Below are 24,702 nucleotides of genomic sequence, written 5' to 3' on the forward strand. Positions count from 1 at the left end.
AGCTCTGCGTGGTCGCCCCCGTGACCAACAGACATCGCCCCCCAGTGGGCAGTTAAAGAAATACCGGCGAGAATGCGGCGCTCAAAGCGAAATGTGACGAAATTGGTGTTTTCCTTGCCCGGTATGGCCATAATTGGACCGCGAACCGGACAGGATTGGAGACGGCATTCAGCACAGTTGTTTCCAAATTTGCTTCAAATGCCGATCAAATACGCAAGAAACCCGCCGGGACGGCGCGAAACGCGTCACACTGTTCGGAAGACGGAAACAATTCCCCGCGCCGTTAACTTTGATTGAAAAATGGCGAATATGCGGCTGCTTCGGTTGGATTGCGTTCCCACTCTGGAACCAATCGCGCCTGTATCCGGCGACTATTCACATACCGAAAACCAGAATACATGATTCGGACGGAACTGTGACCACGCCCGGCCAAGATGCGCCGATACAGGCCAAATTCAGCTTATCAGAGGTCGTCCGAACGCGGCTTTCCGCCCGCATTCTGCGCATCGGCATCCGCGATGCCCCAGGGTTTGACCCCGATGCGCAGCGCCGCGCGACCGATCATATGCGCCCCGATGGGCGCGGTCAGCAGCAGGAACAGGATCACAAGGATCGCTTTGAAGATCACCAGCGGTTCGGCGAAATGCACGCAGACGCCCGCCATGATCAGGCCCGAGCCCAGCGTACCCACCTTGGTGGAGGCATGCATGCGGATAAACACATCGGGCATGCGGAAGATGCCGATGCCCGCGATCAGGGTGAAGGCCCCGCCCAGGGCCAGAAGAAGGCCTGCGATCACGGCGCTCATGTCTCCTCCCCCCCGGTTTTGTTGCGCAGGCGCTGCCGTTCGGCAAAGCGCGCCAGCGCCACGGTGGCCAGAAAGCCCACCAGCGCCAGCGCCAGCGCCACGTCCAGGAAGGCCGCATCGCCCGAACGCACCGCCGCCAGCCCGCAAAAGGCCACGATCGCCACGGTCATCATGTCCAGCGCCACCACCCTGTCGGGCAGGCTGGGCCCGCGCACCAGCCGCCAGAAGGCAAATCCCACGGTCAGAAAGACCATCACGAAGCCAAAGCTGACGCAGGCGTCCAGAAACTGATCTGCTGTCATGTCCTCTCCACCGCGTCGATCACCCATTTCTCCATCCCGTCCTTCAGCTGCCGGACCACCGCGTCGGGATCATCGGCAAACATCGCATGCAGGCTGAGGGTCTTGCGATCCTCGGACACATCCAGCGACAGCGTGCCCGGGGTCAGCGAAATGAGGTTGGTCACCAAAAGGATGCCCGCGTCGCTTTGCACATCCAGCGGCATCTCAATGATTGCCGGGCGCGCGCGGTGGCGCGGCGTGACGATGTCCCACAGCACCTGGAAGGAGGATACGACAAGTTCGTAATGGAACATCACGATCAGCTTGATCCAGTACCACACCCGCATGAAATAGCCCGACGGCCCTCCGGTCAGCGGTTGCAGCAGCCACAGCACCGCATAGCCCAGCACCAGCCCCGAACCCAGCGTCAGCCAGTTGAACGCGCCGAAAAACAGCGCCCAGACGACTGCAAACAGCAGATTGACGACGAATGTGTTCATGCGCCCTCTCCCAACACTGTCACGATATAGGGCGTAGGATCGAGAAGTTGCGCCGCCGCCGTTTCAGCGAAGATCACGAAGGGTTCGGGGAAAAAGCCGATCACCAGCGTCATCGCCGCCAGCCCCGCGATGGGCAGCAGAAGTGCGGCGCGTGTGCGGCCGTCCAGACGGGTCAGCGCGGGTTCCATCCCTTCGGGATGAGCTTTCCAGAAGGCTTCGGCCCAGATCTTGGTCATCGAATAGATGGTCAGCAGACCCACCAGCAGGGCGACACCCGCGATGATCCACGCCTCGATCTCAAGAGAGGCGGCGACAAGGATATATTTGGCCCAGAAGCCCGAAAGCGGCGGGAAGCCTGCCAGCGAAAAGGCCGGGATCAGGAACAGCACCGCCAGAAGCGGCGCGGATTTGTAAAGCCCGCCGATCCTGCCCAGATCGGTCGACCCGGCGATGCGTTCGGCCACGCCTGCAATCAGGAAGAGGTTCGCCTTCACCACGATATGGTGCACCAGATAGAACACCGCGCCCGCGATGGCGAAGGGCGTCATCAACGCAAGGCCCAGGATCATGTATCCGATCTGGCTGACGATATGGAACGACAGGATCTTGCGCATATCGTTCTGCGCTGCAGCCCCCAGAACGCCGGTCACCATGGTAAAGCCCGCAACCCACAGAAGGATCGTATGGGTGAAGCCGGTGTCAGCGTTGAAGACCAGCGTGAACATCCGGATCAGCGCATAGACGCCTACCTTGGTCAGCAGCCCCGCAAACACCGCCGAGACCGAAAAGGCGGGCGTATGATAGGACGCGGGCAGCCAGAAAAACAGCGGGAAGACGGCGGCCTTCACCCCGAAGGCGATCATGAACATCATGGCCACCGTGGTCACCAGCCCCTGGTTTTCCAGCGCAGGCACCACGCGGCCCAGATCGGCCATGTTCAGCGTGCCAGTCATGCCGTAAAGCAACCCGATGCCCGACAGGAACAGGATGGTCGACACAAGGTTCAGCGTCACATATTTGATGCCGCCGTCGATCTGCTCGCGCGATCCGCCCAGGATCAGCAGCCCGAAGGACGAGATCAGCATGACCTCGAACCAGACGTACAGGTTGAACAGATCGCCCGTCAGGAACGCCCCCGTCACCCCGCCGATCAACACGTTGAACAGCGCGTGATAGCCCAGACCTTCCTTGCGTTCGTCAATATCTGCCCGCGCATAGATCGACACGGCAAAGGCGGTGATGGCGGTGATCACCACCATCACGGCGCCCAGATAATCGGCCACCAGCGTGATCCCGAAAGGCGCGGACCAGCCGCCCATCTGCCCGGCGATCACGCCATCTTTCAGCACGCGCGCCATCAGAACAGCCGCGACGCACAGCAGCAGGCCATTGCCCAACACACTGGCCCAGCGGCCGGCCGGGCCATTGCGCAGAAGGAAAGCGACAACGGCGGTCAGGAATGGCAGCGCCAGAGGCGTGGCCAGGTACCAGCTCATGCCTTGTCCTCCGCCCGGGGTTCGGCCACGCGCATCTCATCGGAATAAAGCGTGCCAAGGGAGGTGTAGGCGCGGAAGACCAGCACCAGCGCAAAGGCAAAGAGGCCAAAGCCGATCACGATGGCCGTCAGCACCAGCGCCTGCGGCAGGGCATTGGCCACCTCGCCCACCGGGGCCAGATCCCCCTCGGCAATCAGCGGCGGCGCGCCTTCGGTCAGGCGGCCCGCGACGAAAATCGTCAGGTTCGCCGCGTTCGAGATCAGCACCAGCCCGAAGATGAAGCGCAACACATTGCGCGCCAGCATCAGATAGACCGACGCGGCCACCAGCACGCCGATGGCGATGGCAAGAAGGGCTTCCATGGCTCAGATCTCCTCTTCCATCGCGAACACAAGGGTGAGGACGGATCCGAAGACCACCAGGTAAACACCGATATCAAAGGCCAGCACGGTCGAGATGGGCAGACCCTTTTCGGTGTCCGTCGCGCCGATGAACAGCCATTGGCCGGTGAACAGCGCATCGCCAAACAGCGCCGCGAACAGCCCCGCCAGAAGCGCGATGCCCAGGCCCACCATGGCGATATTCTGCGGCTGAACACGCAGCGCGCGGCGCGCATCCTCGACGCCACAGGCCACGGCGAACAGCACAAAACCGGTCGATCCGATCAGCCCGCCGATAAAACCGCCGCCCGGTTCGTTATGGCCACGCAGCAGCATATAGGCCGAAAAGATCAGCAAAAGCCCCGCCAGATACCGTGTGCCCGCCCGCAGGATGACCGAGTTCATTTGCCCTGCCCCTTCGTGGTTGTGCGCAACAGCGCATAGGCCGAAAGTGCGGCGATCACGACCACGGCGATTTCACCGAAGGTATCAAGCGCGCGGAAATCGACGAGGATGACATTGACGATGTTACGGCCATAGGCTTCGGGCCAGCTGGCCAGTTCGAAGAAGCTGGTCAGGCGGCGATCGAGCGGCGTCGCCAGCACCGCCAGAAGGATCAGCGTGACCACAGCACCCACGCCCGCGGCCAGGATCGCATCCACCGGACGCCATTTGCGCCCGTCGGAATCCAGAGTGGGCAGACGCAGCAGGGCAACCGCCACCAGCACCACCACCAGCGTTTCCACCAGCAGCTGGGTGATCGCCACGTCAGGCGCCGAGAACACGATGAAGATCATCGCCACCGCGATCCCCACGACCCCCAGCGCCGCCATCGCCGCAATGCGGGATGAGGTCAGCGTCGCCACGATGGCACCACCGATGATCAACAGCGTCAGCGCAAGGTTTTTCCAGGTCACATCCGTCAGATCCGGATTGGCGATGCCCACATCGCGCAGGATCATCGTGCCGCCCAGTCCCACCAGAACCGTGGCGAAGGTCGCAAACATGTAACTGCGCAGCACGCCCGACTGGATCAGGCGGGTCTGCCAGGCGGCAAAGGCCTTGAAACCCTCCAGGAACTTGTCCCAGCCGTTGTCGAAAGACGGTGTCGCCTCATCCGCGCGGATCAGGCCATTGCGCAGTGGCCGGTGCGCCAGATACAGCACCGTGCCCGCGACCACCGTGATGATCGACAGGATCAGCGGCATGTTCACACCGGCCCAGAGCTTGAGTTCCTTCACATCCTCGGCCCCGCCCAGAAGGCTGGCGACCAGGGGCGTCACAAGGCTGGTCTGCAGCACGTCCGGAAACAGGCCGAAGAACGCGCCCAGCACCGCCAGAATGACCGGGCCAATCCACATCTGCCAGGGCGCTTCATGCGGTGTCACCGGCATCTCTCCGCCGGGCTTGTTCCAGAAGGGGCGCAGGGCCACAACGCCCGCGACGGCAAACATAAGGGAGTTTGCGGCGAGCACGGCAATGACAACGAATAATGGCTCGGATGCGACGCCAAGGGCACCTGCGTATTTCAGCTCTTTCCCGATGAAGCCCAGGAAGGGCGGGAAGCCGGCCATCGACATCGCAGCCAGGGCAGCGGCAAAAGCCGTAAACGGCATCACGCGGCCCAGACCGCCCAGCACCTCGGCCTCCCGCGTGCCGGTGGAATGGTCGATGCAGCCCACCACCAGGAACAGCGCCGCCTTGTACAGCGAATGCACGATCAGGAAGGTCGCGAATGCGGTCATGGCATATCCGCTCTCCTGCCCCAGAAACAGCGTGAGCGTGCCAAGCGCCATCAGCGTCGTATAGGCCAGCGCCTGTTTCAGATCGGTCTGGCGCAGAGCGAAGATGCTGGCCGACACGGCCGTGACCGCACCGAAAATGGTCAGCGTCCACATCCAGATATCGGTGCCCGACATGCCCGGATGCAGCCGCGCCATCAGGTAAACGCCTGCCTTCACCATCGTGGCCGAATGCAGGAAGGCCGACACGGGCGTGGGCGCGGCCATGGCGTTGGGCAGCCAGAAGTGGAACGGGAATTGCGCGGATTTGGTGAAGGTGCCCGCCAAGATCAGGATCAGGATCGGGACATAGAGCGCATGCGCCTTCAAATCGTCCGCACGGGCTAGGATTTCGGACATCTCGAAGCTGCCCATGCTCATGCCCAGCAGGATAAAGCCTGCCAGCAGCGCCAAAGCGCCCGCACCCGTCACAAAGAGCGCTTGAAGGGCCGAGCGGCGGCCCTTGGTCGTCTCGTGCCCGAACCCGATCAACAGGTAGGAGGTGATCGTCGTCAGTTCCCAAAAGACGAACAGCCCGATCAGGTTGTCCGACAGAACCAGACCCAGCATCGCCAGCATGAAGCTGAACAGAAACAGCGCAAAGCGGTTAAACTGCGGATGCCCCGCCAGATAGGTGTTGGAATAGAGGAACACCAACGTCCCGATCCCGGTGATCAGAAGCGCAAAGGTCAGCGACAGGCCGTCCAGCAGAAAGGACAGCGAAATACCCAGGGACGGCACCCAGTCGATGACATAGCGCAGGCTTTCCCCCGCGCCGATGGCGGGCGTGAAGGTCAGAAACCACGCAAAAAGCGCCGCCGAGATGATCGCGGGCGCAAGGCCCGTCAGGCCATTGCCCTTGGGCTGATCTGCGGCGGCGGCGCTCATGCCGCAAGCGCCTTCTGGGCCGGGCAACAGGGTGCAACGGGTGCGCATACGCAAGCAGCGCCGTCAAAGACGACGCCTGACGCGCAGAATGGCCCCGCACTGGCACGGAAGTTCAATGTCCTGTTCACCGGCTGCTCCCCTCGGATACCGGGGAGATAGGGCGCAATAGCTGATTGATCCAATCGAAAATCAGGATTATTTCGATAGAAATTCTCTATCAAAGGGGTCGCAATGCCCAGCCTGCAGCAATTGAAGTACCTCACGACCCTTGCCGACACGCTGCATTTCCGCCGCGCGGCCGAGGCCTGCCACGTCACCCAGCCCACGCTCAGCGCCCAGCTGAAAGAGCTGGAGGCCAAGCTGGGCGCGCAGCTGGTCGAACGCAGCCGGTCGCGCGTGATCATCACGCCCCTGGGGCGTGAAGTGGTCAGCCGCGCCCGCCGTGCGCTTCGGGAAGTCAAGGAAATTCATAACCTTGCGATCCGAAGTCAAAGTCATCTGCAAAGCACGATCCGCATTGGCGTGGTGCAGTCTCTGGGCTCGTACCTGCTGCCGCTGATCGTTCCCGGCCTGCATGAAACCCACCCGCAACTGAAACTCTATATGCGCGAAGGCCTGCCCGATTTCCTGCTGCAAAGCCTGTCGGACGGCAATCTTGACCTGCTGTTCTTCCCCCTGCCCGTCAGCCACGCGGATTTCGACAGCCTGCCTCTGTTCCGCGAACCGATCGAGGTGGTCTTGCCCCATGACCACCCATTTGCCGCGCGCGCCCGGATCGCGCCCGAGATGCTGCGCGGCGAGACGATCCTGTCGCTGGAGCCCGGTCACAAGCTTTACGAACAGGTGCGCCGCATCTGCGAAGAATACGGGGCCGAGCTGTCACGCGATTACGAGGGCACCTCGCTCGATACGCTGCGCCAGATGGTGGCGATGGGCATGGGTCTGTCGCTGATGCCCGCGCTTTACGTCAAATCCGAGGTCGCGCATCAGGATATCGTCGTGGCGCGGCATTTCACCGGCCCGCCACCCTCGCGCACCATCGGGATGATCTGGCGCAAGGGGACCGCGCGCGAAGACGAGTTCCGCGAATTGGCCGCCATGATCTGCGCGATCCTGAAAGACCGCGCGAAGGAAGTGATCGTGCTGGGGTAAATCCGGCATTCGGATGAAAGTGGTACCCAAGGCCGGACTCGAACCGGCACGCCCGCAAAGGCGGGGGATTTTGAATCCCCTGCGTCTACCATTCCGCCACTTGGGCCCGTAGGTTAAGTCCTTGTTTTTAAAGAACTCACCCTAAAAGCTTGCTCTGAGATTCCCGGTCTACTAGGCTTTATTCGTCTACTAGCCGTCTACCGTTTGTCTCAGGGGACTTTTCCATGACTACCCGAATCAATCAGCTAACAATAGCTGGGCTCAGCCCCACCGGATCAACTCAGTTTGTCAGAGATTCGTCCCTGCAAGGCTTTGGTATCAAAGTCACACCTACGGGGAAAGCCACGTATTTCGCAGAGAAACGCGTCAGAGGCGGGCGTGTGGTTCGAAAGAAGATCGGAGACGTGGACCTGCTGTCTCTGGATGATGCACGGATCAAAGCTCGTGAAATCCTGCTGCAACTCAGCCAAGGGGTAGACGTTGCCCGATTGCCCCCACCTGCGCCAACTGTCGAGACCAGCCTGCAAGCTGTCTTTGATCGCTATATCGCCATGCGGGTGAACTTGGCCGAGAGCACGAAGAGCGATTACAGGAAAATCCTGAATAACTGCTTTGACGATTGGAAGCCGCTTGAGGTGGATCGGATCACGAAGGAGATGGTTGCCGAGCGGTATCGAAAGCTCAAGGACGCTGGGAAGAGTGATGCATACATCAAGAAGGCGTTACGGTCCCTCAAGGCGATCCTGAATAGCTCTGGCCTAGCGTTGAACCCTGTGGCGCTGTTCCTGTCCCAAAGCGGGGTGACCACGACCCCAACGGTACGAGAGAGGTTCCTGCGCCACCATGAGATACAGCGGATCATGGAACTGACCACCAAGGGAGATGGGACACCCGATCTGTTTGTTGAGTTGATTTTCTTCTACCTGCTGACAGGAGCGAGGAAGAACGAGGCTCTGAACCTGAAAAAGACGGATTACTCTGCGGAGAATGGGACGTTGGTATTCAAGGACACGAAGAACCACAAGGACCACCGGATACCGACATACGGATTGATCAAGGGCATTGTCGAAAGGGCGATAGAGGCCAGCGGATCAGACAAGATATTCGATTACGGGGAGAGCACGTATCGGACGAAGCTCGACAAGTTCCGAGACTATGTTGCGTTTGACAGTAGCTGGACCACGCATGACCTCAGACGAACCGTTGCGGAGCACTGTGAGCTTGCTGGTGTGGACGTAGGAAGTATTGGCACAGCCCTGAACCATTCGCCTACGGGGGTCACACAACGCCACTACGCTAGAGGGGAACTCGCCAAGCTGGATACGCTGAGAGGCGTGTACGAGAAGTTGCAGCGACAGTACCGGGGTTATGTCGTGGACATGCCGGACATACGGTATCAAGAAGGCTGGGACGATCCGACATGAAGGCTATGTTGCTGGCCCTGCTGACGTGCAACGGGGTGACTGACCCTGATTGGAGACCACTTGCGCTAGAAATGGTTGTCTCCGGCTTTCCGTATGAGGAGTCAGCGCTGGACCTCTGCTTCGAGACAGAGAATTGGGATGTGAACGGTTTGCAGGTGACACGTGTCTGCGGGCCATTCCGGCCAAAGTCCCCATACGAGACGGATTGGGTTGAGGTGTGGGTGCAGAACAATCGCTCAGACACGGTGGCTTGGTTGGAGCGGAATGTAGGGGAGACAAGGACCGAGGTCAGGAGCCATCCGAACCTTGGCGTCAGGTTGGTCTGCTACCCGTTGGGCTGAGATAACGCGCCTGTTCGTCGATACTTAATTTTACTGAGCTGGCAATGCGAGTTAAAAACTTGGAAAGGATTTTGATATGGAAACGGCCTGCCTTCTAGCTTTTATAGCAATTCCAATCGCATACAAATGGGGCGAAAAGCTTGGAGAAAAGTACGGGCGCGAGATGGGGGCACGGAACATCAGCAGTGTACTTGAGAGCTTAGCAAGCGGAGGAGGAGGTTATGGTCCGGAATTTATTGACGAATGGCTTGAAGGTCAGCCAAGGTTTTTGAAGGAGCTAGCAGAATCCTTGCGAGATGAAAAACAGCAGAAGCCCTGAGAGCCACTCCGATGTATTGAATTAGCCAATCGTCGTCAGAACGGTAGGCAATTGAATATCTCATCCACCAGCATGGATTGAAACGACCCGGTCGTCGATGAGCTCAATAGTATCTCGATCGAGACCATATTCCCCGTATCGGTATGTCCAACGAGTGAACTTTCGTCCATTTGCCAAGTAGAACTCTTCTTCCTCGTCAGGCAGCCCCCAAGCACAGGTTGCCGCCAAATCGTCCATCCCTAGCTCCACGTCTCCAGTGAGCGCGCTGTTGTAGTCTTTTTGCGAGATGTCGCGCCGCTTAAGTACTTCGGACAGCAAACGACGTGCTGTTGCTTTGTCCCCTGATGGTGCGTCGTAAGTGAAGTATGCCGCTGCATCACATATGTCGACGGAAGAGACGCCAGATAAGTCAGGCAATGCACCAATTTCTTCTAGCTCTTTATTATAGAATGAATCTGTACATGCTGTGATGAAAAGCCCAACGGCCAGCGCACAAATCAACTTCTTCAAAGCAACCTCCATCAAACAGAGACAACCGAACACAGGCAGGGGCAGCCTGTCAAACTTGGCGTCAGGCTCCTTTTGCGCATCTGGGAAACGATACTTGCCGCGCGAACGAGATCTACCCTAAGCTGAAGGAACGATAAGGTTGATCTGCATTCAAAGGCAGGTCAAATTTTTAAAAGATTTATTGCGCCAGGATTATGCAAGACAGATTAAAACCATTTGCTGCTCATTTGTATTTGAGCACTCCTTTCGCAGGTGACAGTGTGCCCACCTTGGACGCCGTGCTAGCCGCAGAGATAGCATTGGCAAGCGGAGAGGCATTCCCAGATTACCCGGACGAGCTTCCTTTAGCCTACACTGAAGAAGGCGTGCCTCATGCTAGCCAAGGTTTTTTCCTTGGCGAACAGACAGTCACTGAGCAGCAGCTATTTTCGAGCCATAGTCGAAACTGGGATGAGAACAAAAGATCCGCAGACCGCTTTGTCTCATGGCCAGCGCCAACCACTGATATTGGAAAAGGATGCGGCGCGGGTGGCAAAAATGTCGGATACGTGGTCCGGACACGCGCTGTCGAGTTGATTGAGTATCGCGGGGTTGGAGAAATCGAACTGGTCAGGGCAATCTTGGAAGGCACCCCTGCTGTTGGCCAACATCGCAACAAAGGAATGGGAGCCATCGAGAAAGTCGATGTTTTTGGAGTCGATGAAGATCCGGAAACATGGGCCCTCGTCCAAAACGGACAACCATTGCGTCCAATTCCTGTGCGGTCGTGGAAAGGAGGCCCTGCTGCGATAGCAATGCAGCGTTGGCGTGTTCCATACTGGGATACGAGTGTTGAACCAGAGTTGTGCGTGGTCCCAAGCACACAGGATCTTTTGAGCTTGTAATGATAAAAGAGCATTTCGCAGATCCTTTAGGGCGCACTCCACAAGAGGCTCTCAGCGCAGTTTATCCGCACCTTCTTGAAGACATCCCTCGTCACACGAAGTCCCTCGAGTTCAAAAGAGCTAAGCCCAAGGATCTGAGAGATTGGTGGGCAACCGTGCTTTCAACTGAGAGCCTGGCCCCCCTTCGTGACGGAGAGCTGTTGAGCGAAGCTGAAAAACGGATCGTGCAAGACGTAACAGTAAAATCGCAAAAACGTGAAAGACTGCCCGATGTTCGATTGGGTAGTGGACTGACAACGATTGTCATCACAGAAGAAGGTACCGAGATCGGTGCAGCGGTCAGAGTGCCCGTTGAGACAAACAAGGTCACAGCGATCAACGATCCAATCGGTGTCTTGATGCGAGGCATCAGAAATGATGTTGACCGAATACTGATCTGGCCTGAACGCGAAGCACTCGATCCTGCCACCTTGGTAACTACGCCAAAGGGCAGCATTCGAGTGGCAATAAACAAGCCAAGCGGTCCAATATTTATCGATAAATCTCAGTTCGATAACGCATTGGAGATGGTCTCAAGCTTGAGCTACGCGGACGTTAGAAGAATTGGGCTTTTGGCTCACCGGCGCATCATGGAGATCGGAAATGAACCCTCCATAGACCGAGAGATCGATAGACTGCTTCAAAAGCTGGGAATGGACTACACTAAGTTTTGCGACATAGCGGAAACCTTACCAGCTCAGCATGAGGCAGCGGCATGGAGCCTATTAAGGGTGGCCATGGATCAGGAGGAACCGTCGTGAAGGACTTCATGATCACAAGCCTGGAGCAGGACGAGTATCGCCTTCATACTGCGATTGCTGAGGCGTTCGGTTCAGGAAAGGACGCAGGCCAGAAGTTCCCGCTCTATAGACGCACTCCAGGAAGCAGCGTGGCCACCGTTCGCTTGAGCGACCCGCCTGAACACCTGGCACATGTCGGGCAAGAGGTAATTGTTCCAGAAGTTGGTTCAGAATTGGAATTCACCCTCGCTTCACATGCTGCGCGCAGTGGCGGGGGAAAGAGATTCACATGCAAAAGCGACGAAGAAAGACTTCAGTGGCTCAAAGATCGCAGCGTGGCTTGCGGTTTTAAACTTTTAGGTGCGCCAGCAATCGAAACCGAGAAGGTCAAAATCAAGAAGGCTGGGAAGGAATGGGGCTTTCGAAGAACCACTTACTACGGTCGCCTGAAGGTCGAAGACAAAACGAAATTGGCCCAAGCCATGGCACACGGTGTCGGATCAAGCATGCGTAGCTTCGGCTGCGGCTTGCTCACAATTCATTTAAGCTAGGAGTAATCTCCATGGACATTCGAACATCACGTTTCACAATGGAAAACATTACGGCCTTTGCCACTAATCCCCCTGGATTTGGAGGAGGAAAGGGTCAACCGTCACGCACGTACAAAGAGCGACGGATGAGCCACGGCGGCACCCCATACGAAGTGCCAACTGTTCCCGCTCGTCAATTGAAGGCCGTTCTTCGCAGAGGCATGGCCGAGGAGATTATTGAACGCGAAGGGCCAATGGACTTCGTGGAATACACTCGTCTCAGCGTTGGAGGAGTTAAAGGATCTGACAAAGCAGGCAAAGCAGAACTGGAAGAAGCAAGAGAATTCTTGCGTAGACATCCAGAGATCGACCTATTCGGTGGGGGTGAAGTCGGGATCGGCCGGTTTGTACCATCCAAGGTGAGCATTGAACCAGCCTACCTGGATGAAGCGGACCTTGGACTTCTGTTCAAAGCCGAGGGTGTACGTTCTCATGTCCGTGATGCTGAATTGGAACTCTTGAGTGAAGACGGTTTAAAGAGCGCGGAGATCTACATCGATGCTAACCGAGCGCGAGCAAAAGCAGATGCAGAGGTGAAGTCCCTCAAACGCGAACTCCGAAAGGCTCAAGATGCGGTAAAAACCGGTCAAGGCCAACAGTCAGCCGTTGATGAACTCAATGAACAGCTTTCAGCCGCAGATGCACGACTAGAACAAGCAAAGGCCGTCGCCAGTGCTGCCGGATCTGACAACGCTATCGGTATGCCTCTTCCACCAACTGAGTATGTTGGAGCAGGCGGAAGATGGTCATCCAGACTATCCGCTCGAGGAATCTCTAAGGAGCAAGCCGGATTACTCATTAGATCGCTGCAACGTTGGGCCGATGGTATCCTGAACGATGAGGGCTGTCGGCTTGGAGCCTACCGTTCACAGGGTCGCGGTGTGTTCTCAGGACAGATGACCCTTGAAGTCAGGGACGGTGGCTTCCGATCAGTTTGGAAAGACGCGGGTCGCGTCTCGTTTAGTCCGGCTGGTGTGGAAATCGATGGGACTGAAATTGGAGACTGGGTGGCGTCATGGGACGCTTGGCAGAGACCCGACGAAAAGCTTGTGACATCAGACACATGACAGCCTCGACAAAGTACGCGAGATGATAACACTCCAAGAAACAGGCTACCCACTTAGGGGTGCAACAGAAAATCTGCTAAAGGGCGGCAGTCTGACGAAGTACTTGCCCGGCTTCGCTCCGAGAGACATTCAGCTTGACCTGGCAGATAGGATCGCTGCGGTGATAGCTGCTCCTCAACCAACCGATCAATTGGAAGGTCAGATCACGCTGTTCAATGCCCCTGTTGGCGTGGGCAAAAGTATAGCGGCCTTGGGCCCGATGGCTCTGCATGCAGCTTTGACCGGCGAGCAAGTGATAATCAGCACAGCGACCATCCAGCTGCAGCGCCAATTGCTGGAGGAATTCGTCAGAGTTATCGCACCGGTCACTCGTGATCTAACAGGCGTCGAGGTGACGGCTGGAACTTATGTTGGCCTAAGAAACTGGATCGATTGGGAGCGTTTGCAGCGCGTCCGGGAGAAAGAGAACATCGCTGAGCTTGATCTCTGGTTAGATGCCGAAACACGTCCGGTACGGTTTGACGAGGCGGAACAGATCTTTAACCTGAGTATCCCAAACGGGGTACGACAAGAGCACATTTGCCTTCATTCCGGTTCCAGCGATTCAGCTAAGAAAGAGTACAATCTGGCTTGTGCCGGAGCGCTTGCGTCCAATGTCATAATCACAAACCATGCAACGATGCTTCTTGATGCTCGTCTGTACGGTGCAAGAATATCATCTCCTGAGGGCGAGCTACCGCGTACGGTCGCAATATTTGACGAGGCCGATGTTCTACCTTCTTTGGCACAGGGAATGGCGGAACGTCAGATCGCGCTAAGAAGTGTAGCGAGGCTGCTGGATCGGGTTGAAGGATCGGAAGTAGCAAAGTCCAAGCTTTCTGCACTTTGGCAATCAATGGACATTCTCGAAGCTGAAAAGCTTTCAGTTATTTTGCAGCATGATATTCCAGAGCATCTTGCTATCCGAGAAGCCGTGGATGCCCTTGTTGAAGAACTGCGGACGTTGGCGACGGAGGTGCGGGAAGATCGCCCTATTCTGGCCTTTGATTTGCAATCGACCGCTTTAGACCTGGCAGAGGCTAATGACGAAGATAAGAACGCATCGGCTGGTGTCGTTTACTCGCCTGTCAGAAGATACCCATCGCTTCAGACCGTGGCGCTGGAACCCGCCCGCATCCTTGGGCGTCTTTGGCATAGACCACGAGACGGACGGGAACCCATACTCCGCGCCATGGCATTCATGTCTGGCACACTTTCAGTCCCCGGGGAAAAGAGGCCCTTTTCAGACTTTTGCCGGCGCTTAGGAGTGAACGACCGCTGGTCTAACATTGCGGAGCATCGGTCGAAGAACTGGGACCATCGCACATTCGGGTCATGTGAATTTGTCTTGGCGGATCGACAAGTGCCCAGCCCCTGGGTTCATATCGAAGGACAAGAACCAGAGCGTAACCTCGATTGGGTCGCATATGCGAAAGAAGGCATTCAGGCCGCTCGCCGTGAAGGTGGTCGCGTTCTTGTCTTAACCGCTTCGTATGATGATGCCATCGTTCTCAGTGAAGGACTTGAGGACGCGCTTGTCCACGAGAGAGGCATGGCGCTCACCAAGCTGGTGGAGGCTTTTCAGGCAGTAAAAGACGCTGTCTTGTTTTCTCCATGCGCATGGGCTGGCGTTGATCTGCCTCACATGGTGGATCATGTCGTTATTCCAAGGCTTCCCATGTCTCGCCCAGATGAATTGAGAGAAAAGGTCATTCGCGCGCACAGATTGGCCAGGGGCAGGCCTGTCGATACGATTGGTTTCGAACTAATGGCCCAGTCTCGAGCAGATGCGAAAAGAAGAATGGCCCAAGGACAAGGTAGAGGCATTCGGGTTCGTGATGATCACTGCAAAGTGTGGATCCTTGACCCAAGGTTCCCCATACCAGAAGCTCTTCGTCGAAATCTCAGATTACGGTTGGCGCAGGGGTCCGCAAAGGAATGGACTGATTTTCTGTCTGTGATCCCGGAACGATTTGCAGGTCCGTTTGGCTCATTTCGCCAAGCGAAAATACTTGAAGCGTCCGCCGCCAAGAAACCAACGACAGCATGAAATTTACATGATCGAAGCGGTCTAAACGAAGTAGCGGAATCCGAGCATGAAGACATCCGAATTGGTTAGAAAGGGTCGCATCACACCTCAGTCACTTTCTATGGAAAGATACCGAAACTTCAGTGGTGACCCGAACTCTGCAGAAGATGTGGCCACGTGGCTGGAAGCTAATCCCCTCTTTGATGTCGAGGTGGCAGATCCTGAAACGAGGGAGACGGAGGTCCGTAAGGATCAAGCCAAGTTCCGCAAAGCTGTCGGTGATGCATATGATTGGAGTTGTGCTGTGACCGGTTGCGATATTCGTGCGGTTTTGGACGCAGCGCATGTTGGACCGAAAGGAGCCTGGCTGGACATGAATGAAGCACGGCATGGCATTCTGTTACGGACCGATCTCCATCGCCTGTTCGACGCTGGTTTGGCACGAATAAGTCGGACCGGAGATACCGCCATCTACGAGGTCGCACCCGAAGCAATGCTGCACTACGAATGGGCACACAACAAAACCCTGACGTTGCCAAAGGACAAGCGAAACTGGCCAGTCCTAGGATGAAAAATCCGAAAATAAGCTTCTTAATAAGAGAGAGTAGATGGAATATTTCGACAGAAAAGGAGAAAAGCTAAATAATGGCAAATGCTTACGAGAGGGCCGGATGCTGTAGCCCCTACATTGTGGGCTAGCGACAACTCTGAGGTAACACCCCAGTCAGCCGTGGTCGATGCTGTAGCCCCTACATTGTGGGCTAGCGACAAAAGGTTTGCCGCATCGGTAGCATGCCGCTCCAAATTTTTAGCCCCTGCTTTGTGGGCTAGCGACAATTGATGCCTATCTGTCCCATTAACTCAGGCTTGATGCTGTAGCCCCTGCTTTGCGGGCTAGCGAAAACAAGATTAGGGATGCGGCGTCTTGCAGACTGGATGCTATAGCCCCTGTATTGCGGGCTAGCGAAAATGCAACCTCAGTGGGAGTATGCCGAAGCGTAGCAAATAGCCCCTCTCCTGTGGGCTAGCGATAGCACCTCGCAGTACTCGTCGATGATACCGGTCGATACTATAGCCCCTGCTTTGTGGGCTAGCGACAACCAGCACTTCATGGACGCCTTCTGAGCAGAGGACGCTGTAGCCCCATAATTGTGGGCTAACCATTACTCGATGGAAGTGCATGAGATTTCGTCACGCCTCCAGGTCGCTAAATTTATCGAAAGACCGAGGTCAGGAGCCATCCGAACCTTGGCGTCGGGTTGGTCTGCTACCCGCTGGGCTAAACGCATTGACTCATATCATGTACGGATAGCCAATTTTCTGCGCTTTAACGGACTGCGCTCTTCTTAAATTTGAGTAAATTCAAAGACCGACCAATTCATGAGGAACCAATATGAAAGAAGTGACAGATTTACAAAAAGCTGCATTAATTCTTGGGCTTTCGATTATCATGTCAGCAGCAATCCTGACCTTTTTTTCACCGTATCATTCCTGTATGAGAGCGCTTGCTCCTTCAGCGTCTGATAAGAATATCCCCATGGCCCACCTCCAATGCAATGGCGGATGGAACTAGCACCGCGAAAAACGTTTACACTTCAGGTGGCAGTTTCCCAACAGTGCAGCTAGGCGAATATCTCTCACCTCTGTTTTAAATCAATGGGTTAGAGACAGACTTGGTTTGTCTGGGTGTGACGCACCCCTTAGCTCAGTCTCTCCAGCGTCCTGCGCACTGACGTAGGGTGCCATTGGCCACCTCTGGCTGTTGTCACTCCACTTGAATTGAGACTATCCGCGATCTGTTGCAGCGTTTGGCCTGCGTCACGAAGAGGTAACATCAACTTGGCCACCTTCTGAGCATCCCTGTCCGCCTGTTCCCTCACTGCCTTGTGTCGTGCATTCAGTTCGTCACGTGCTCCACCTAGTTTGACGCCTCGTGCCTTTGCCTCTGCCAGTGCAGCCTTGGTCCTCTTCGAGATGAAGTCCCTCTCCTGTTCAGCAAGTGCAGCGTAGATATGAAGCTGGAAGGCGTCCGCGTGGGGCATCTGGGCTACCTTGAACGATAGGTTCTTGTCTTCCATCAGCTTGGCAATGAACGAGACCTTGCGAGAGAGACGATCCAGCTTGGAGACAAGCAATGTGGCTCCCACCCTTTTGCAGTGATCTATAGCCTTTGCTAGCTCTGGTCTGTCGCTGTTTGTTCCTGACAGTACGTCGGTGTACTCACCTACCACCTCTGCTTCATCTGCGTAGTTCGACAGATACAGACCTATGTCCCGTTGCTGTGCATCTAGGCCCAGTCCACTCTTGCCTTGTTCCTTGGTGCTCACTCTCTTGTAGGTCACATACATGATCTACCTCCATCACCATCTATCTTCATTGAAGATATACACATGGAAACACAAACATCAACGTTCGTTAACGTGTAAAATCCCAGCTTTCCCGGGGAAATTTAATGAGACAGAGGAAGAGATGATGGCCTTGGGGGGCACCCCGGGGGGCACGGGGGGTCTCCTATATTCTGAATGACACCTAAAAATTTTCTCGTAGTTTTTTCCTGACGTGTTATGGTCGTGGATTAGACAGAGAAGAGGAGAAGACTCATGCCCAAACTTGAAGTACCTTCCAAGCTCTACGGCAAGTATAAGAAGATGATTGAAGAAGAGCAGCAAGTGGAGGCTTTTAGGAAGGCTTTTGAGTCTGCTGTGGCTGGTATCAAGAGAGATTCGAAGGACTGGAGTGACTTTCAGAAGAAAGTAGCTAACTACCAGCCCGAGGATGATCAGACAGCAAAGAATCTAGGGTTCAAGGCGAAGAAGGAAGGGAAGTATCTCCTGATTAAGAAGAAGGACTCTACGCCACTTTAAGTGTCACAGTTCCCTAAGAGAGAGGAGACGAACCCGGAAGTTTAAAGGTCGAGGCGGAACTTATGGAATTTCTAAAGGTCAATCATCTATATAGATATCCTTAGATAATGAACCTTTAAAAACTCTTCTCCTTTCTCGGGAGACTACACGGTACGCTACCGGGTCCACACCCATCGCCCCCACAGGTTTTTCCTCTTACTCAGGTACATATTCTCCTTTCCTTTTTGTCTCTTCTCTCAACTAAGAAGAAACCACCCCGACGCTCCGGGTCTACCTTTAGACACGCACGAAGCCCGCAGGCTTGCCGTATCTACCTGCCGTACCTTCTTCAAACGTCCAACCCAAAGAGACGAAGATGTCACCTGCCTCGGTGATCTGTTTCTTCCGTTGTGCCCCCTTGATGATGATGTCAGCGTCTTTCAGGCAAACAGACGTCACCACGTTCTGATCATCAGGCACTGTGGGCAGGTAGATCATCAACTTCTCAACAGTTGATTGACGCTTACCACGCACGTTGTTGATCTTTGGCTCCTGCCCCTCCGGGTAGATCAACACAGCACCGGGAAACAACTCAGGGACCAATCTCGCAAACCGATCCTTGTCGATCATGCAAGTGACCTCCATAGCATTGGCCACCCCTTTGTCATTCACATAGCGACAGGTTCCCCGTGACACCATCTGCTTGAGATGAACCGAGTAGTTATTGTCTCTGACTTTGGCGTAAGTGGAGCTTTGTGTATTGCTGACAGGCTTCAAGTTGTCCTCGGTGACCTTCTCCACCCCTCTATGCGCCAAATAGTTTGCACGATGGACATGAGCGGGCTTGTGAAACTCACTAATCAGGAAAACACGGTTGCAGTCCCTGTATTCATTTGAACCAACATCACAGCCGTAGTGGGTGACATGAGCCTCCTCGAACATGTGCTGGATGTCCGATTCAAAGTCCTTTGGCGAAATGATCAACGTGTGTTCATCAGCCCATTGGACCATTTGACGGATATGCTCAAAGAAGACCTCACGCTGATCTCTGTTCGACAAGATATTACGATGAAACGTGCTCACACCCTCCGGCCAAGGATGCCAATTGAACACCACGTTGCTGTAATCAACCTGTGGTCCATCCTTCCCAATGTCGTAATCGACACCGAACTGCCAACCTTCAAACTGAGCGGTAGCACTGAAGATGATTGTCCGGTCTTGGAACGGGAGATCAAAATCAAAGCAGGTCCACGAGCATGTCTTGGTTTTCGTCTGAAAGGCTCGACCCTCCTTGATACCTTGAGCCAGCTTTTGCAGATGTCGTCCCGCTTCGGTGACAGGGGAGACAGCCAACAGTTTGTCCACCCACTCAGGCACCACAACGGGCCGCAAGCCTTGTTCTTCCTGTATTTCAGCCCAATCTGACGCCATGCGGAACAGATCACCAAGTGGACCGCTCTTAGCCTCGTCATCTCTGGCCTTCGTGAAGTGGTAAGGCTCGAATGTGTCGCTACTGGCAGGCTGTGGGTATTCATCTACGAACACCAAGTCTCTTCGTCCTACCCACTCCTCGGCTTGCCTTCCTGCGTTATGTGTCAGGATCAGACACTTTCTCTTGGATGCCTCATGCTTGCTGAACTTGGCAGACGGAGTGAACGCAGGCACTTGAGTGTTTTCAGGGTCATGCCACTGGGTCCAAACGGCTGAAGCACCGGGTTCGATCTTCTCCATCTCCTGAAACATGATGTCCGCATCCCTGCGGGTAGGCACCATGATCAGAACAGGCATGTCCTGCCAATAGGTATCCCAGAGGCGTTTGATCGTTTTGCGAAACCCTGTCGTTTTGCCCAGACCAGTTTCAGCCGTGAAGAACCGCAAGCTGCCCTTGTTCCAATACAAGCCATCGGGACACGCCCCAACGGCCTCCCAGACAGCTTCATGGGTTTGCTCAACTACGCTCATTCCCAGACACCCCGCTCTTTGCGAAGCTCGGCTAGGCAGTTGTATCCGTAGCGGAACTGCATACCGCGATCATTGGTGTGGCGTGGTTCTTTCCCACACTTGGCGCACATAAGCATGTTGTGAAACAGGTGTTCATTGTCCGCATCAGGCGTAAACGTCTCTTCAAATTCTTTCTTGGTGAACTTCATTTGATTTCTCTCTCCTCAAAGGGGTCTGTGGGGGGCCTGTATGGCTCTCTCTGTTGGTTATCGTCTGGGATGATCCGAGGCCGCTGTGCGGGTCTCTGGGGCTTCCTAAGTCTGCCTTGCGATAGGTTTCTGCTCAGCAGGTTCCGACACAGTCCTTGATTGGGATTATCAGGCTTCTTTTGAGAGATGGTCCGCTCCGGATACTGGAAGGCTGGGTATCGTGGTTTGTATGGACCTAGTTGCGTGTCTCTCAGGCATGAATGACAAAGGCTGTAGAAGGTGCGTTGGGCGTGATGTACGGGATTGGTGCTACATCGCAGGCAGTTGGCATTATCTCTCCGACTATGCGGAATCGGTGTATATCTGGGCATCAGGTCTCCTTGATTGGGGAAAAAGGACCACCCAAGCACAGGAAGCTCAGGTGGCCAGTTGGGAGAAACTAGGAGGGTTAGTTAGTCAGGATTGCTCGAAAGCTTTGGCTTCGACGTACTTACTGATTGCCTGCCGGGCATCAGCAGCCGTGGTGTAGTAACCCATCAACTCCACAGGTAACCTGCCGTCGTCATAGAAGCGCAGGTGAGGCTCATTGGCTTTACGAATAGCAACCAGAGGCTCAGGGAAGTCCGGGTGGGTGAAGGTCACTGACAGGTCATGCGACATGGCAGATGTGCGGTAATACTTCTCGACGTACTGGATACCATCTACTTCACCCTGATTAACTTGGGTCGGCTTCTCTGCAGTCTTGATAACGTCCACAGCTTTTGGCTCATCACGTGCAGGGGCAGCCTTGGGTGAACCTATCTTCTCTGGGTGTAGATGAAGCCCAGCATGTCGCAGCAAGGTGGTCAGCGTAGTGTAGCTTCCGTCAGACACAGCGGAAGGCAAAGCCCACTCTGCGGAGAAGTAGAACAAACCAGAGAGCTTGCTTTTCCGTACTTGGACAGGCGACGGGTACTTGCTGGACTTGATCACAGCATAGAGGTCGTCAGTGGCGTGAACGTCAGACACGTATTCAAATGTCCAGTCCTCGCCAAGCTCCATGACCTGTACGGGTTTCTCCGGTGCGCGATGCTTAGGACGCAGCATGGGTCACCTCCACAATCTTCGATAGTTCCGACATCGTTCTCTGGGTAGGCACGTAGACGGGCAGAAGCTCATCCACCACGTCCACTTCCTTGATGACGCCATAGGCCAGAAGCTTGACCATCGTATCTTTCATCCAACTATCGAATGTCGTGATGTTCAGCCTTCGGCAGACGAAGGGCTTCAGACGGCTCAGCGCATAGGCCAAAGCTAGATGACGCTCACTCATGGACGTAGACTTACGGGTGGGCAGTGCCCCGACCTTGTACAGCCAGACAAGAAACACCTCGGTTTCCTCTGTGGCCTCGTCGTACTGGTCCATCAGGTCGCGGAGATCAGGAAGAGAACTCTTAGTCATTCGCCTTCTCCTTGGTCAAAAGGGCATGAAGACGTTGAAGATCTTCTAGAGATAACTCATCAGACGCAGCAGACGCAGGCTGGCCGTAGAACTTGTCACCAAGATCAACTCGGTCCTTCAGCATCTCGTTCTGGACTTTGGTGGAGTAATATTGGCGTGGTGCCTTACGTCTCATGTCTTGATATTCCGACATGGTTTTGGGTTTTCGATCAGTCATAGTTTTCCTTTCTCTGTTGACTGTTTGGAACAGGGTATACCCCCCGTGATTTCGCTAAATCTGAGCAATAAAAATAAGGGCTCTCAGCGCACGTTTGGCCGGGGTCAGGTAGGGGGGTACCGGGGGCGGCCAAAATGAGCTTATCTAGCTGCTTTGACAGCTTTCGAATAAGCCTTCTGTTCGGCTACCTCGTCGTCATTCCAAGGCACCCAGCTATCCGCTATAATCTTCTTCAGCTTGTCGAAATCTTTCCCGGTCAGCGTACCAGCTTCAGCCTTTGCCTTTGCCTCTTGGACCAGAGAAGAGAAGACAGGATCGTAGCTAGGATTATCCAGCCACCAATCGCCGAACTCCTGCAGGCTGACCACCTTTGATGTCTTCCGAACGACGAAAGATGGATCAGGGTCATAGCCCAAGGTCTTGTTGCGATAGGCGATAGCTGCATCAAGGTCAGAGAAGGGAACTGTCTTCCCCTCTAGACGAACTTGGTACTTGGAATAGTGACGACGGATATACTTATGGCGCATTAGTGGCCCACCTCTCAGCAAATGTTTCTGAAAGGGGAAATCCACCGCCCCGATTGTGACACGCGTATCAGGCTAACCTGCCCATGCCACGGAAAGTCATGTTCCAAACGGAACAAGAGGACGCATCTCTGTCCTATAGTGATATTCTAACATGTTTTGGGAGGTTGTCAAGAAAAAAATGAGGGCTTTATGGAAAATTCTTTCTAAGCTATTGTTTTTGTTATAAACTTTTTTGTTGACAGATTTGCCAAAGTACTGCAGACACACCCCAAGGTTGCATATTTTTGCAGACAAAAGACTGAATTCAGGTGTCTACCTTGTGTCTATCTTTTGAAATGAGAGAAGTGTAAGTGGTTGATTTATATAGGGGTCACAGGTTCTTTTGAATCCCCTGCGTCTACCATTCCGCCACTTGGGCCCGTGAAGGGTATGGGCGTTATTGCAGGACGCGTGGCGGGCGGCAAGAGAGATTTCGCGTGTGCGCAGCAGGCGCGGTCACAATTCTGACGAAAGCGTGAACGGCCGCTGTGATCCAAAAGATGACCCCTGCGTAAACCTTTACGTTGTAACCAAACAAGGGGGAGCCAAACCATGCTTCGTAAAACACTTCTGTCCGTCACCGCCGCAGCCGCTTTTGCCCTGCCGACCGTGTCGAACGCCTCGTCTGCTGACATTGTCGACACAGCCGTGTCCGCAGGCAGCTTCAACACTCTGGTCGCTGCCGTGCAAGCTGCCGGTCTGGTCGACACGCTGAAAGGCGATGGCCCGTTCACCGTTTTCGCTCCGACAGATGAAGCATTCGCAGCGCTGCCCGCCGGCACCGTTGAAAACCTGCTGAAGCCCGAAAACCGCGATCAGCTGGTGGCCATTCTGACCTACCACGTTGTGCCGGGCAAAGTGATGTCGTCCGATCTGCAGGGCACGCAGACCTCCGCTCCGACTGTCAACGGCGACACCGTGGACATCAACGCCTTTGGCGACGTGCTGGTTGACGGCGCGCAAGTGGTTCAAGCGGATATCGAGACGTCGAATGGCGTGATCCACGTCATCGACGAAGTGATCCTGCCGAACTAATCGGGACACTGTTGCTTGCGTGGGTCGGACCTTTTCACCGGGGTCCGGCCCTTTTTTGTTTAAAACAACGACAGCTGATCGCCCGGTCTGGGCGGAACCGCGAACAGATCACAGCGCATGGGCGTGGAAGTGATCGCCAAACCCAGTTTGCGCGCATAGACCTTGAAGCGCTGGCCGATCAGTTCGGCGTAAACCCCCTCCCCCCGCATCCGGTGGCCCCAGCGCGGGTCATAGTCCTTGCCGCCATGCATTTCGCGCAGGCGGGCCATGATCTTTTCGGCCCGGTCCGGGTAATGTTCCGCCAGCCAGCTTTGCCAGATCTCCGAGACTTCACGCGGCAGGCGCAGCATGATCCAGCTGGCAGATGTCGCCCCGGCCTCGGCTCCGGCGCGCAGCAGATGTTCGATCTCCGGATCAGTGAGGCCAGGCACGATGGGCGAGGTCATCACGCGCACAGGGATCCCGGCAGAGGACAGCGCCCGGATTACCGCAAGACGGCGCTTTGGGCCGGGCACGCGCGGCTCCATCCGGCGCGACAGGTCGGCATCCAGCGTGGTCAGCGAGATCCCCACCCGCGCCAGCCCCCGCTTGGCCATGGGCGCCAGAATGTCGATATCGCGCTCGATCAGCGCGCCCTTGGTGACGATGGCAACCGGATGGTTGAAATCGGACAGCACCTGCAGGCAGGCGCGCGTGATCTGATGCTCTTTCTCACAGGGCTGATAGGGGTCGGTATTGGTGCCGATTGCGATGGGGGCCACCCGGTAGGACTTTGCCGCCAGTTCCCGCGCCAGCACATCGGGCGCCTGCGGCCGCGCCACCAGCCGGGTTTCGAAATCCAGCCCCGGCGACAGCCCCAGATAGGCATGGCTGGGCCGGGCAAAGCAGTAAATGCAGCCATGTTCGCACCCGCGATAGGGGTTGATCGACCGATCAAAGGGCAGATCGGGCGAGCGGTTATAGGTGATGATGCTGCGTGGCCTTTCAATCGACACCTGGGTTTTGAAACCGGGTCTGTCTTCGGGAATGTCCCATCCGTCGCCTTCTTCCAACCGCGCCAGATCGAACCGGCTTGAGGCATTCTGCACCGCCCCCCGCCCGGCGCGGCGCGCAGGATCAATGGGGCGATTTTCGCCATCTGGCAGGGTGGGATCGTGCATGAGTCCCGGAATAGAACAAAAG

The 24,702-nt window shown here is 55.6% G+C and carries 28 protein-coding genes and 1 tRNA gene; 12 read left to right on the forward strand and 17 right to left on the reverse strand.

The features are described 5' to 3' along the window. Positions 1-463: 463 nt before the first annotated feature. The 7 genes from mnhG to TR61_RS01710 are packed head-to-tail and all read right to left on the reverse strand — an operon-like array spanning position 464 to position 6,134. Entirely contained in the window at positions 464-808 is a 345-nt protein-coding gene (gene mnhG / locus TR61_RS01680) for a monovalent cation/H(+) antiporter subunit G (RefSeq protein WP_082181797.1), read from the reverse strand. Continuing rightward, positions 805-1,110, reverse strand: a complete 306-nt coding sequence (locus TR61_RS01685) for an MrpF/PhaF family protein (RefSeq protein ID WP_050927807.1) — start codon at positions 1,108-1,110, stop codon at positions 805-807. The genes mnhG and TR61_RS01685 overlap by 4 nt, the downstream gene beginning before the upstream one ends. After that, positions 1,107-1,589, reverse strand: a complete 483-nt coding sequence (locus TR61_RS01690) for a Na+/H+ antiporter subunit E (RefSeq protein WP_050927808.1) — start codon at positions 1,587-1,589, stop codon at positions 1,107-1,109. The genes TR61_RS01685 and TR61_RS01690 overlap by 4 nt, the downstream gene beginning before the upstream one ends. After that, positions 1,586-3,085 carry a Na+/H+ antiporter subunit D gene (locus TR61_RS01695; protein WP_050927809.1) on the reverse strand — a complete coding sequence of 500 codons (1,500 nt, stop codon included), beginning with the start codon at positions 3,083-3,085 and terminating at the stop codon, positions 1,586-1,588. Before TR61_RS01695 ends, TR61_RS01690 begins: the two co-directional genes overlap by 4 nt. Next, entirely contained in the window at positions 3,082-3,447 is a 366-nt protein-coding gene (locus tag TR61_RS01700; protein WP_050927810.1) for a Na+/H+ antiporter subunit C, read from the reverse strand. The genes TR61_RS01695 and TR61_RS01700 overlap by 4 nt, the downstream gene beginning before the upstream one ends. Positions 3,448-3,450: 3 nt before the next feature. Further along, complete coding sequence (locus tag TR61_RS01705; protein ID WP_050927811.1) at positions 3,451-3,870, reverse strand: Na+/H+ antiporter subunit B; 420 nt, start codon at positions 3,868-3,870, stop codon at positions 3,451-3,453. Next, complete coding sequence (locus TR61_RS01710) at positions 3,867-6,134, reverse strand: putative monovalent cation/H+ antiporter subunit A (protein WP_082181798.1); 2,268 nt, start codon at positions 6,132-6,134, stop codon at positions 3,867-3,869. The genes TR61_RS01705 and TR61_RS01710 overlap by 4 nt, the downstream gene beginning before the upstream one ends. Positions 6,135-6,365: 231 nt before the next feature. Here TR61_RS01710 and TR61_RS01715 point away from each other — a divergent pair, with 231 nt between their 5' ends. Continuing rightward, the gene (locus TR61_RS01715) at positions 6,366-7,286 is read left to right on the forward strand and encodes a hydrogen peroxide-inducible genes activator (RefSeq protein ID WP_050927812.1); all 921 of its coding nucleotides are present in this window, start codon (positions 6,366-6,368) and stop codon (positions 7,284-7,286) included. Between the two features lie 20 nt (positions 7,287-7,306). Here TR61_RS01715 and TR61_RS01720 read toward each other — a convergent pair. Next, positions 7,307-7,392, reverse strand: a tRNA-Leu gene (locus TR61_RS01720). Between the two features lie 118 nt (positions 7,393-7,510). Between TR61_RS01720 and TR61_RS01725 the strand changes: the two genes are divergently transcribed. Both TR61_RS01725 and TR61_RS01735 read left to right on the forward strand, forming a co-directional pair. Then, the gene (locus tag TR61_RS01725; RefSeq protein WP_050927813.1) at positions 7,511-8,710 is read left to right on the forward strand and encodes an integrase family protein; all 1,200 of its coding nucleotides are present in this window, start codon (positions 7,511-7,513) and stop codon (positions 8,708-8,710) included. 417 nt (positions 8,711-9,127) lie between these two features. Further along, complete coding sequence (locus TR61_RS01735; protein ID WP_050927815.1) at positions 9,128-9,370, forward strand: hypothetical protein; 243 nt, start codon at positions 9,128-9,130, stop codon at positions 9,368-9,370. Between the two features lie 60 nt (positions 9,371-9,430). On the opposite strand, the gene TR61_RS01740 is transcribed toward TR61_RS01735, so the two are convergent. Then, positions 9,431-9,880: a hypothetical protein gene (locus TR61_RS01740; protein WP_172676918.1), complete on the reverse strand. Its 450-nt coding sequence runs from the start codon at positions 9,878-9,880 to the stop codon at positions 9,431-9,433. 194 nt (positions 9,881-10,074) lie between these two features. Here TR61_RS01740 and TR61_RS19810 point away from each other — a divergent pair, with 194 nt between their 5' ends. The 7 genes from TR61_RS19810 (at position 10,075) to TR61_RS19815 (ending at position 16,841) form a co-directional block, all read left to right on the forward strand. Beyond that, positions 10,075-10,764, forward strand: a complete 690-nt coding sequence (locus TR61_RS19810) for a hypothetical protein (protein ID WP_157440791.1) — start codon at positions 10,075-10,077, stop codon at positions 10,762-10,764. Further along, positions 10,764-11,564: a hypothetical protein gene (locus tag TR61_RS01750; protein WP_050927818.1), complete on the forward strand. Its 801-nt coding sequence runs from the start codon at positions 10,764-10,766 to the stop codon at positions 11,562-11,564. Before TR61_RS19810 ends, TR61_RS01750 begins: the two co-directional genes overlap by 1 nt. Beyond that, positions 11,561-12,094, forward strand: coding sequence for a type I-E CRISPR-associated protein Cas6/Cse3/CasE (locus TR61_RS01755; protein ID WP_050927819.1), 534 nt, complete (start codon positions 11,561-11,563; stop codon positions 12,092-12,094). The genes TR61_RS01750 and TR61_RS01755 overlap by 4 nt, the downstream gene beginning before the upstream one ends. 11 nt (positions 12,095-12,105) lie before the next feature. Beyond that, positions 12,106-13,200, forward strand: a complete 1,095-nt coding sequence (locus TR61_RS01760; protein WP_157440792.1) for a hypothetical protein — start codon at positions 12,106-12,108, stop codon at positions 13,198-13,200. A gap of 22 nt (positions 13,201-13,222) precedes the next feature. Beyond that, the gene (locus TR61_RS01765) at positions 13,223-15,289 is read left to right on the forward strand and encodes an ATP-dependent DNA helicase (protein WP_050927821.1); all 2,067 of its coding nucleotides are present in this window, start codon (positions 13,223-13,225) and stop codon (positions 15,287-15,289) included. Between the two features lie 46 nt (positions 15,290-15,335). Further along, positions 15,336-15,839, forward strand: coding sequence for an HNH endonuclease (locus TR61_RS01770; protein WP_082181800.1), 504 nt, complete (start codon positions 15,336-15,338; stop codon positions 15,837-15,839). 822 nt (positions 15,840-16,661) lie between these two features. After that, entirely contained in the window at positions 16,662-16,841 is a 180-nt protein-coding gene (locus tag TR61_RS19815) for a hypothetical protein (RefSeq protein WP_157440793.1), read from the forward strand. Between the two features lie 127 nt (positions 16,842-16,968). Here TR61_RS19815 and TR61_RS01775 read toward each other — a convergent pair whose 3' ends face one another. Continuing rightward, on the reverse strand, positions 16,969-17,616 hold the full coding sequence (locus tag TR61_RS01775) for a recombinase family protein (protein ID WP_050927823.1): 648 nt from the start codon (positions 17,614-17,616) through the stop codon (positions 16,969-16,971). A 252-nt stretch (positions 17,617-17,868) separates the two neighbouring features. Between TR61_RS01775 and TR61_RS01780 the strand changes: the two genes are divergently transcribed. Continuing rightward, positions 17,869-18,132, forward strand: a complete 264-nt coding sequence (locus tag TR61_RS01780; protein ID WP_050927824.1) for a hypothetical protein — start codon at positions 17,869-17,871, stop codon at positions 18,130-18,132. 276 nt (positions 18,133-18,408) lie between these two features. Here the strand turns inward: TR61_RS01780 and TR61_RS01785 are convergent, their stop codons facing one another. The 6 genes from TR61_RS01785 to TR61_RS01810 form a co-directional block, all read right to left on the reverse strand. Further along, complete coding sequence (locus tag TR61_RS01785; protein ID WP_050927825.1) at positions 18,409-20,073, reverse strand: hypothetical protein; 1,665 nt, start codon at positions 20,071-20,073, stop codon at positions 18,409-18,411. Continuing rightward, on the reverse strand, positions 20,070-20,261 hold the full coding sequence (locus tag TR61_RS01790; RefSeq protein WP_050927826.1) for a hypothetical protein: 192 nt from the start codon (positions 20,259-20,261) through the stop codon (positions 20,070-20,072). Before TR61_RS01790 ends, TR61_RS01785 begins: the two co-directional genes overlap by 4 nt. 456 nt (positions 20,262-20,717) lie before the next feature. Further along, entirely contained in the window at positions 20,718-21,347 is a 630-nt protein-coding gene (locus tag TR61_RS01795) for a hypothetical protein (RefSeq protein WP_157440794.1), read from the reverse strand. Next, the gene (locus TR61_RS01800; protein ID WP_050927828.1) at positions 21,334-21,702 is read right to left on the reverse strand and encodes a hypothetical protein; all 369 of its coding nucleotides are present in this window, start codon (positions 21,700-21,702) and stop codon (positions 21,334-21,336) included. The genes TR61_RS01795 and TR61_RS01800 overlap by 14 nt, the downstream gene beginning before the upstream one ends. Continuing rightward, on the reverse strand, positions 21,695-21,919 hold the full coding sequence (locus TR61_RS01805; RefSeq protein ID WP_157440795.1) for a hypothetical protein: 225 nt from the start codon (positions 21,917-21,919) through the stop codon (positions 21,695-21,697). The genes TR61_RS01800 and TR61_RS01805 overlap by 8 nt, the downstream gene beginning before the upstream one ends. Positions 21,920-22,059: 140 nt before the next feature. Then, entirely contained in the window at positions 22,060-22,446 is a 387-nt protein-coding gene (locus TR61_RS01810; protein ID WP_050927830.1) for a hypothetical protein, read from the reverse strand. Between the two features lie 591 nt (positions 22,447-23,037). On the opposite strand from TR61_RS01810, the gene TR61_RS01815 reads away from it, so the two are divergent. Beyond that, complete coding sequence (locus TR61_RS01815; RefSeq protein WP_050927831.1) at positions 23,038-23,520, forward strand: fasciclin domain-containing protein; 483 nt, start codon at positions 23,038-23,040, stop codon at positions 23,518-23,520. Positions 23,521-23,579: 59 nt separating this feature from the next. Here the strand turns inward: TR61_RS01815 and TR61_RS01820 are convergent, their stop codons facing one another. After that, the gene (locus TR61_RS01820) at positions 23,580-24,680 is read right to left on the reverse strand and encodes a PA0069 family radical SAM protein (RefSeq protein WP_050927832.1); all 1,101 of its coding nucleotides are present in this window, start codon (positions 24,678-24,680) and stop codon (positions 23,580-23,582) included. Positions 24,681-24,702: the final 22 nt, after the last annotated feature.

Origin of the sequence: Aestuariivita boseongensis (assembly GCF_001262635.1) — a bacterium.
Taxonomy (GTDB): Bacteria; Pseudomonadota; Alphaproteobacteria; order Rhodobacterales; family Rhodobacteraceae; genus Aestuariivita; species Aestuariivita boseongensis.

Excerpts from the sequence above, each read along its gene's own strand:
- mnhG (WP_082181797.1), bottom strand. The coding sequence starts at position 808 with ATGAGCGCCGTGATCGCAGGCCTTCTTCTGGCCCTGGGCGGGGCCTTC.
- TR61_RS01685 (WP_050927807.1), bottom strand. The coding sequence starts at position 1,110 with ATGACAGCAGATCAGTTTCTGGACGCCTGCGTCAGCTTTGGCTTCGTG.
- TR61_RS01690 (WP_050927808.1), bottom strand. The coding sequence starts at position 1,589 with ATGAACACATTCGTCGTCAATCTGCTGTTTGCAGTCGTCTGGGCGCTG.
- TR61_RS01695 (WP_050927809.1), bottom strand. The coding sequence starts at position 3,085 with ATGAGCTGGTACCTGGCCACGCCTCTGGCGCTGCCATTCCTGACCGCC.
- TR61_RS01700 (WP_050927810.1), bottom strand. The coding sequence starts at position 3,447 with ATGGAAGCCCTTCTTGCCATCGCCATCGGCGTGCTGGTGGCCGCGTCG.
- TR61_RS01705 (WP_050927811.1), bottom strand. The coding sequence starts at position 3,870 with ATGAACTCGGTCATCCTGCGGGCGGGCACACGGTATCTGGCGGGGCTT.
- TR61_RS01710 (WP_082181798.1), bottom strand. The coding sequence starts at position 6,134 with ATGAGCGCCGCCGCCGCAGATCAGCCCAAGGGCAATGGCCTGACGGGC.
- TR61_RS01715 (WP_050927812.1), top strand. The coding sequence starts at position 6,366 with ATGCCCAGCCTGCAGCAATTGAAGTACCTCACGACCCTTGCCGACACG.
- TR61_RS01725 (WP_050927813.1), top strand. The coding sequence starts at position 7,511 with ATGACTACCCGAATCAATCAGCTAACAATAGCTGGGCTCAGCCCCACC.
- TR61_RS01735 (WP_050927815.1), top strand. The coding sequence starts at position 9,128 with ATGGAAACGGCCTGCCTTCTAGCTTTTATAGCAATTCCAATCGCATAC.
- TR61_RS19810 (WP_157440791.1), top strand. The coding sequence starts at position 10,075 with ATGCAAGACAGATTAAAACCATTTGCTGCTCATTTGTATTTGAGCACT.
- TR61_RS01750 (WP_050927818.1), top strand. The coding sequence starts at position 10,764 with ATGATAAAAGAGCATTTCGCAGATCCTTTAGGGCGCACTCCACAAGAG.
- TR61_RS01760 (WP_157440792.1), top strand. The coding sequence starts at position 12,106 with ATGGACATTCGAACATCACGTTTCACAATGGAAAACATTACGGCCTTT.
- TR61_RS01765 (WP_050927821.1), top strand. The coding sequence starts at position 13,223 with ATGATAACACTCCAAGAAACAGGCTACCCACTTAGGGGTGCAACAGAA.
- TR61_RS01770 (WP_082181800.1), top strand. The coding sequence starts at position 15,336 with ATGAAGACATCCGAATTGGTTAGAAAGGGTCGCATCACACCTCAGTCA.
- TR61_RS19815 (WP_157440793.1), top strand. The coding sequence starts at position 16,662 with ATGAAAGAAGTGACAGATTTACAAAAAGCTGCATTAATTCTTGGGCTT.
- TR61_RS01775 (WP_050927823.1), bottom strand. The coding sequence starts at position 17,616 with ATGTATGTGACCTACAAGAGAGTGAGCACCAAGGAACAAGGCAAGAGT.
- TR61_RS01780 (WP_050927824.1), top strand. The coding sequence starts at position 17,869 with ATGCCCAAACTTGAAGTACCTTCCAAGCTCTACGGCAAGTATAAGAAG.
- TR61_RS01785 (WP_050927825.1), bottom strand. The coding sequence starts at position 20,073 with ATGAGCGTAGTTGAGCAAACCCATGAAGCTGTCTGGGAGGCCGTTGGG.
- TR61_RS01790 (WP_050927826.1), bottom strand. The coding sequence starts at position 20,261 with ATGAAGTTCACCAAGAAAGAATTTGAAGAGACGTTTACGCCTGATGCG.
- TR61_RS01795 (WP_157440794.1), bottom strand. The coding sequence starts at position 21,347 with ATGCTGCGTCCTAAGCATCGCGCACCGGAGAAACCCGTACAGGTCATG.
- TR61_RS01800 (WP_050927828.1), bottom strand. The coding sequence starts at position 21,702 with ATGACTAAGAGTTCTCTTCCTGATCTCCGCGACCTGATGGACCAGTAC.
- TR61_RS01805 (WP_157440795.1), bottom strand. The coding sequence starts at position 21,919 with ATGACTGATCGAAAACCCAAAACCATGTCGGAATATCAAGACATGAGA.
- TR61_RS01810 (WP_050927830.1), bottom strand. The coding sequence starts at position 22,446 with ATGCGCCATAAGTATATCCGTCGTCACTATTCCAAGTACCAAGTTCGT.
- TR61_RS01815 (WP_050927831.1), top strand. The coding sequence starts at position 23,038 with ATGCTTCGTAAAACACTTCTGTCCGTCACCGCCGCAGCCGCTTTTGCC.
- TR61_RS01820 (WP_050927832.1), bottom strand. The coding sequence starts at position 24,680 with ATGCACGATCCCACCCTGCCAGATGGCGAAAATCGCCCCATTGATCCT.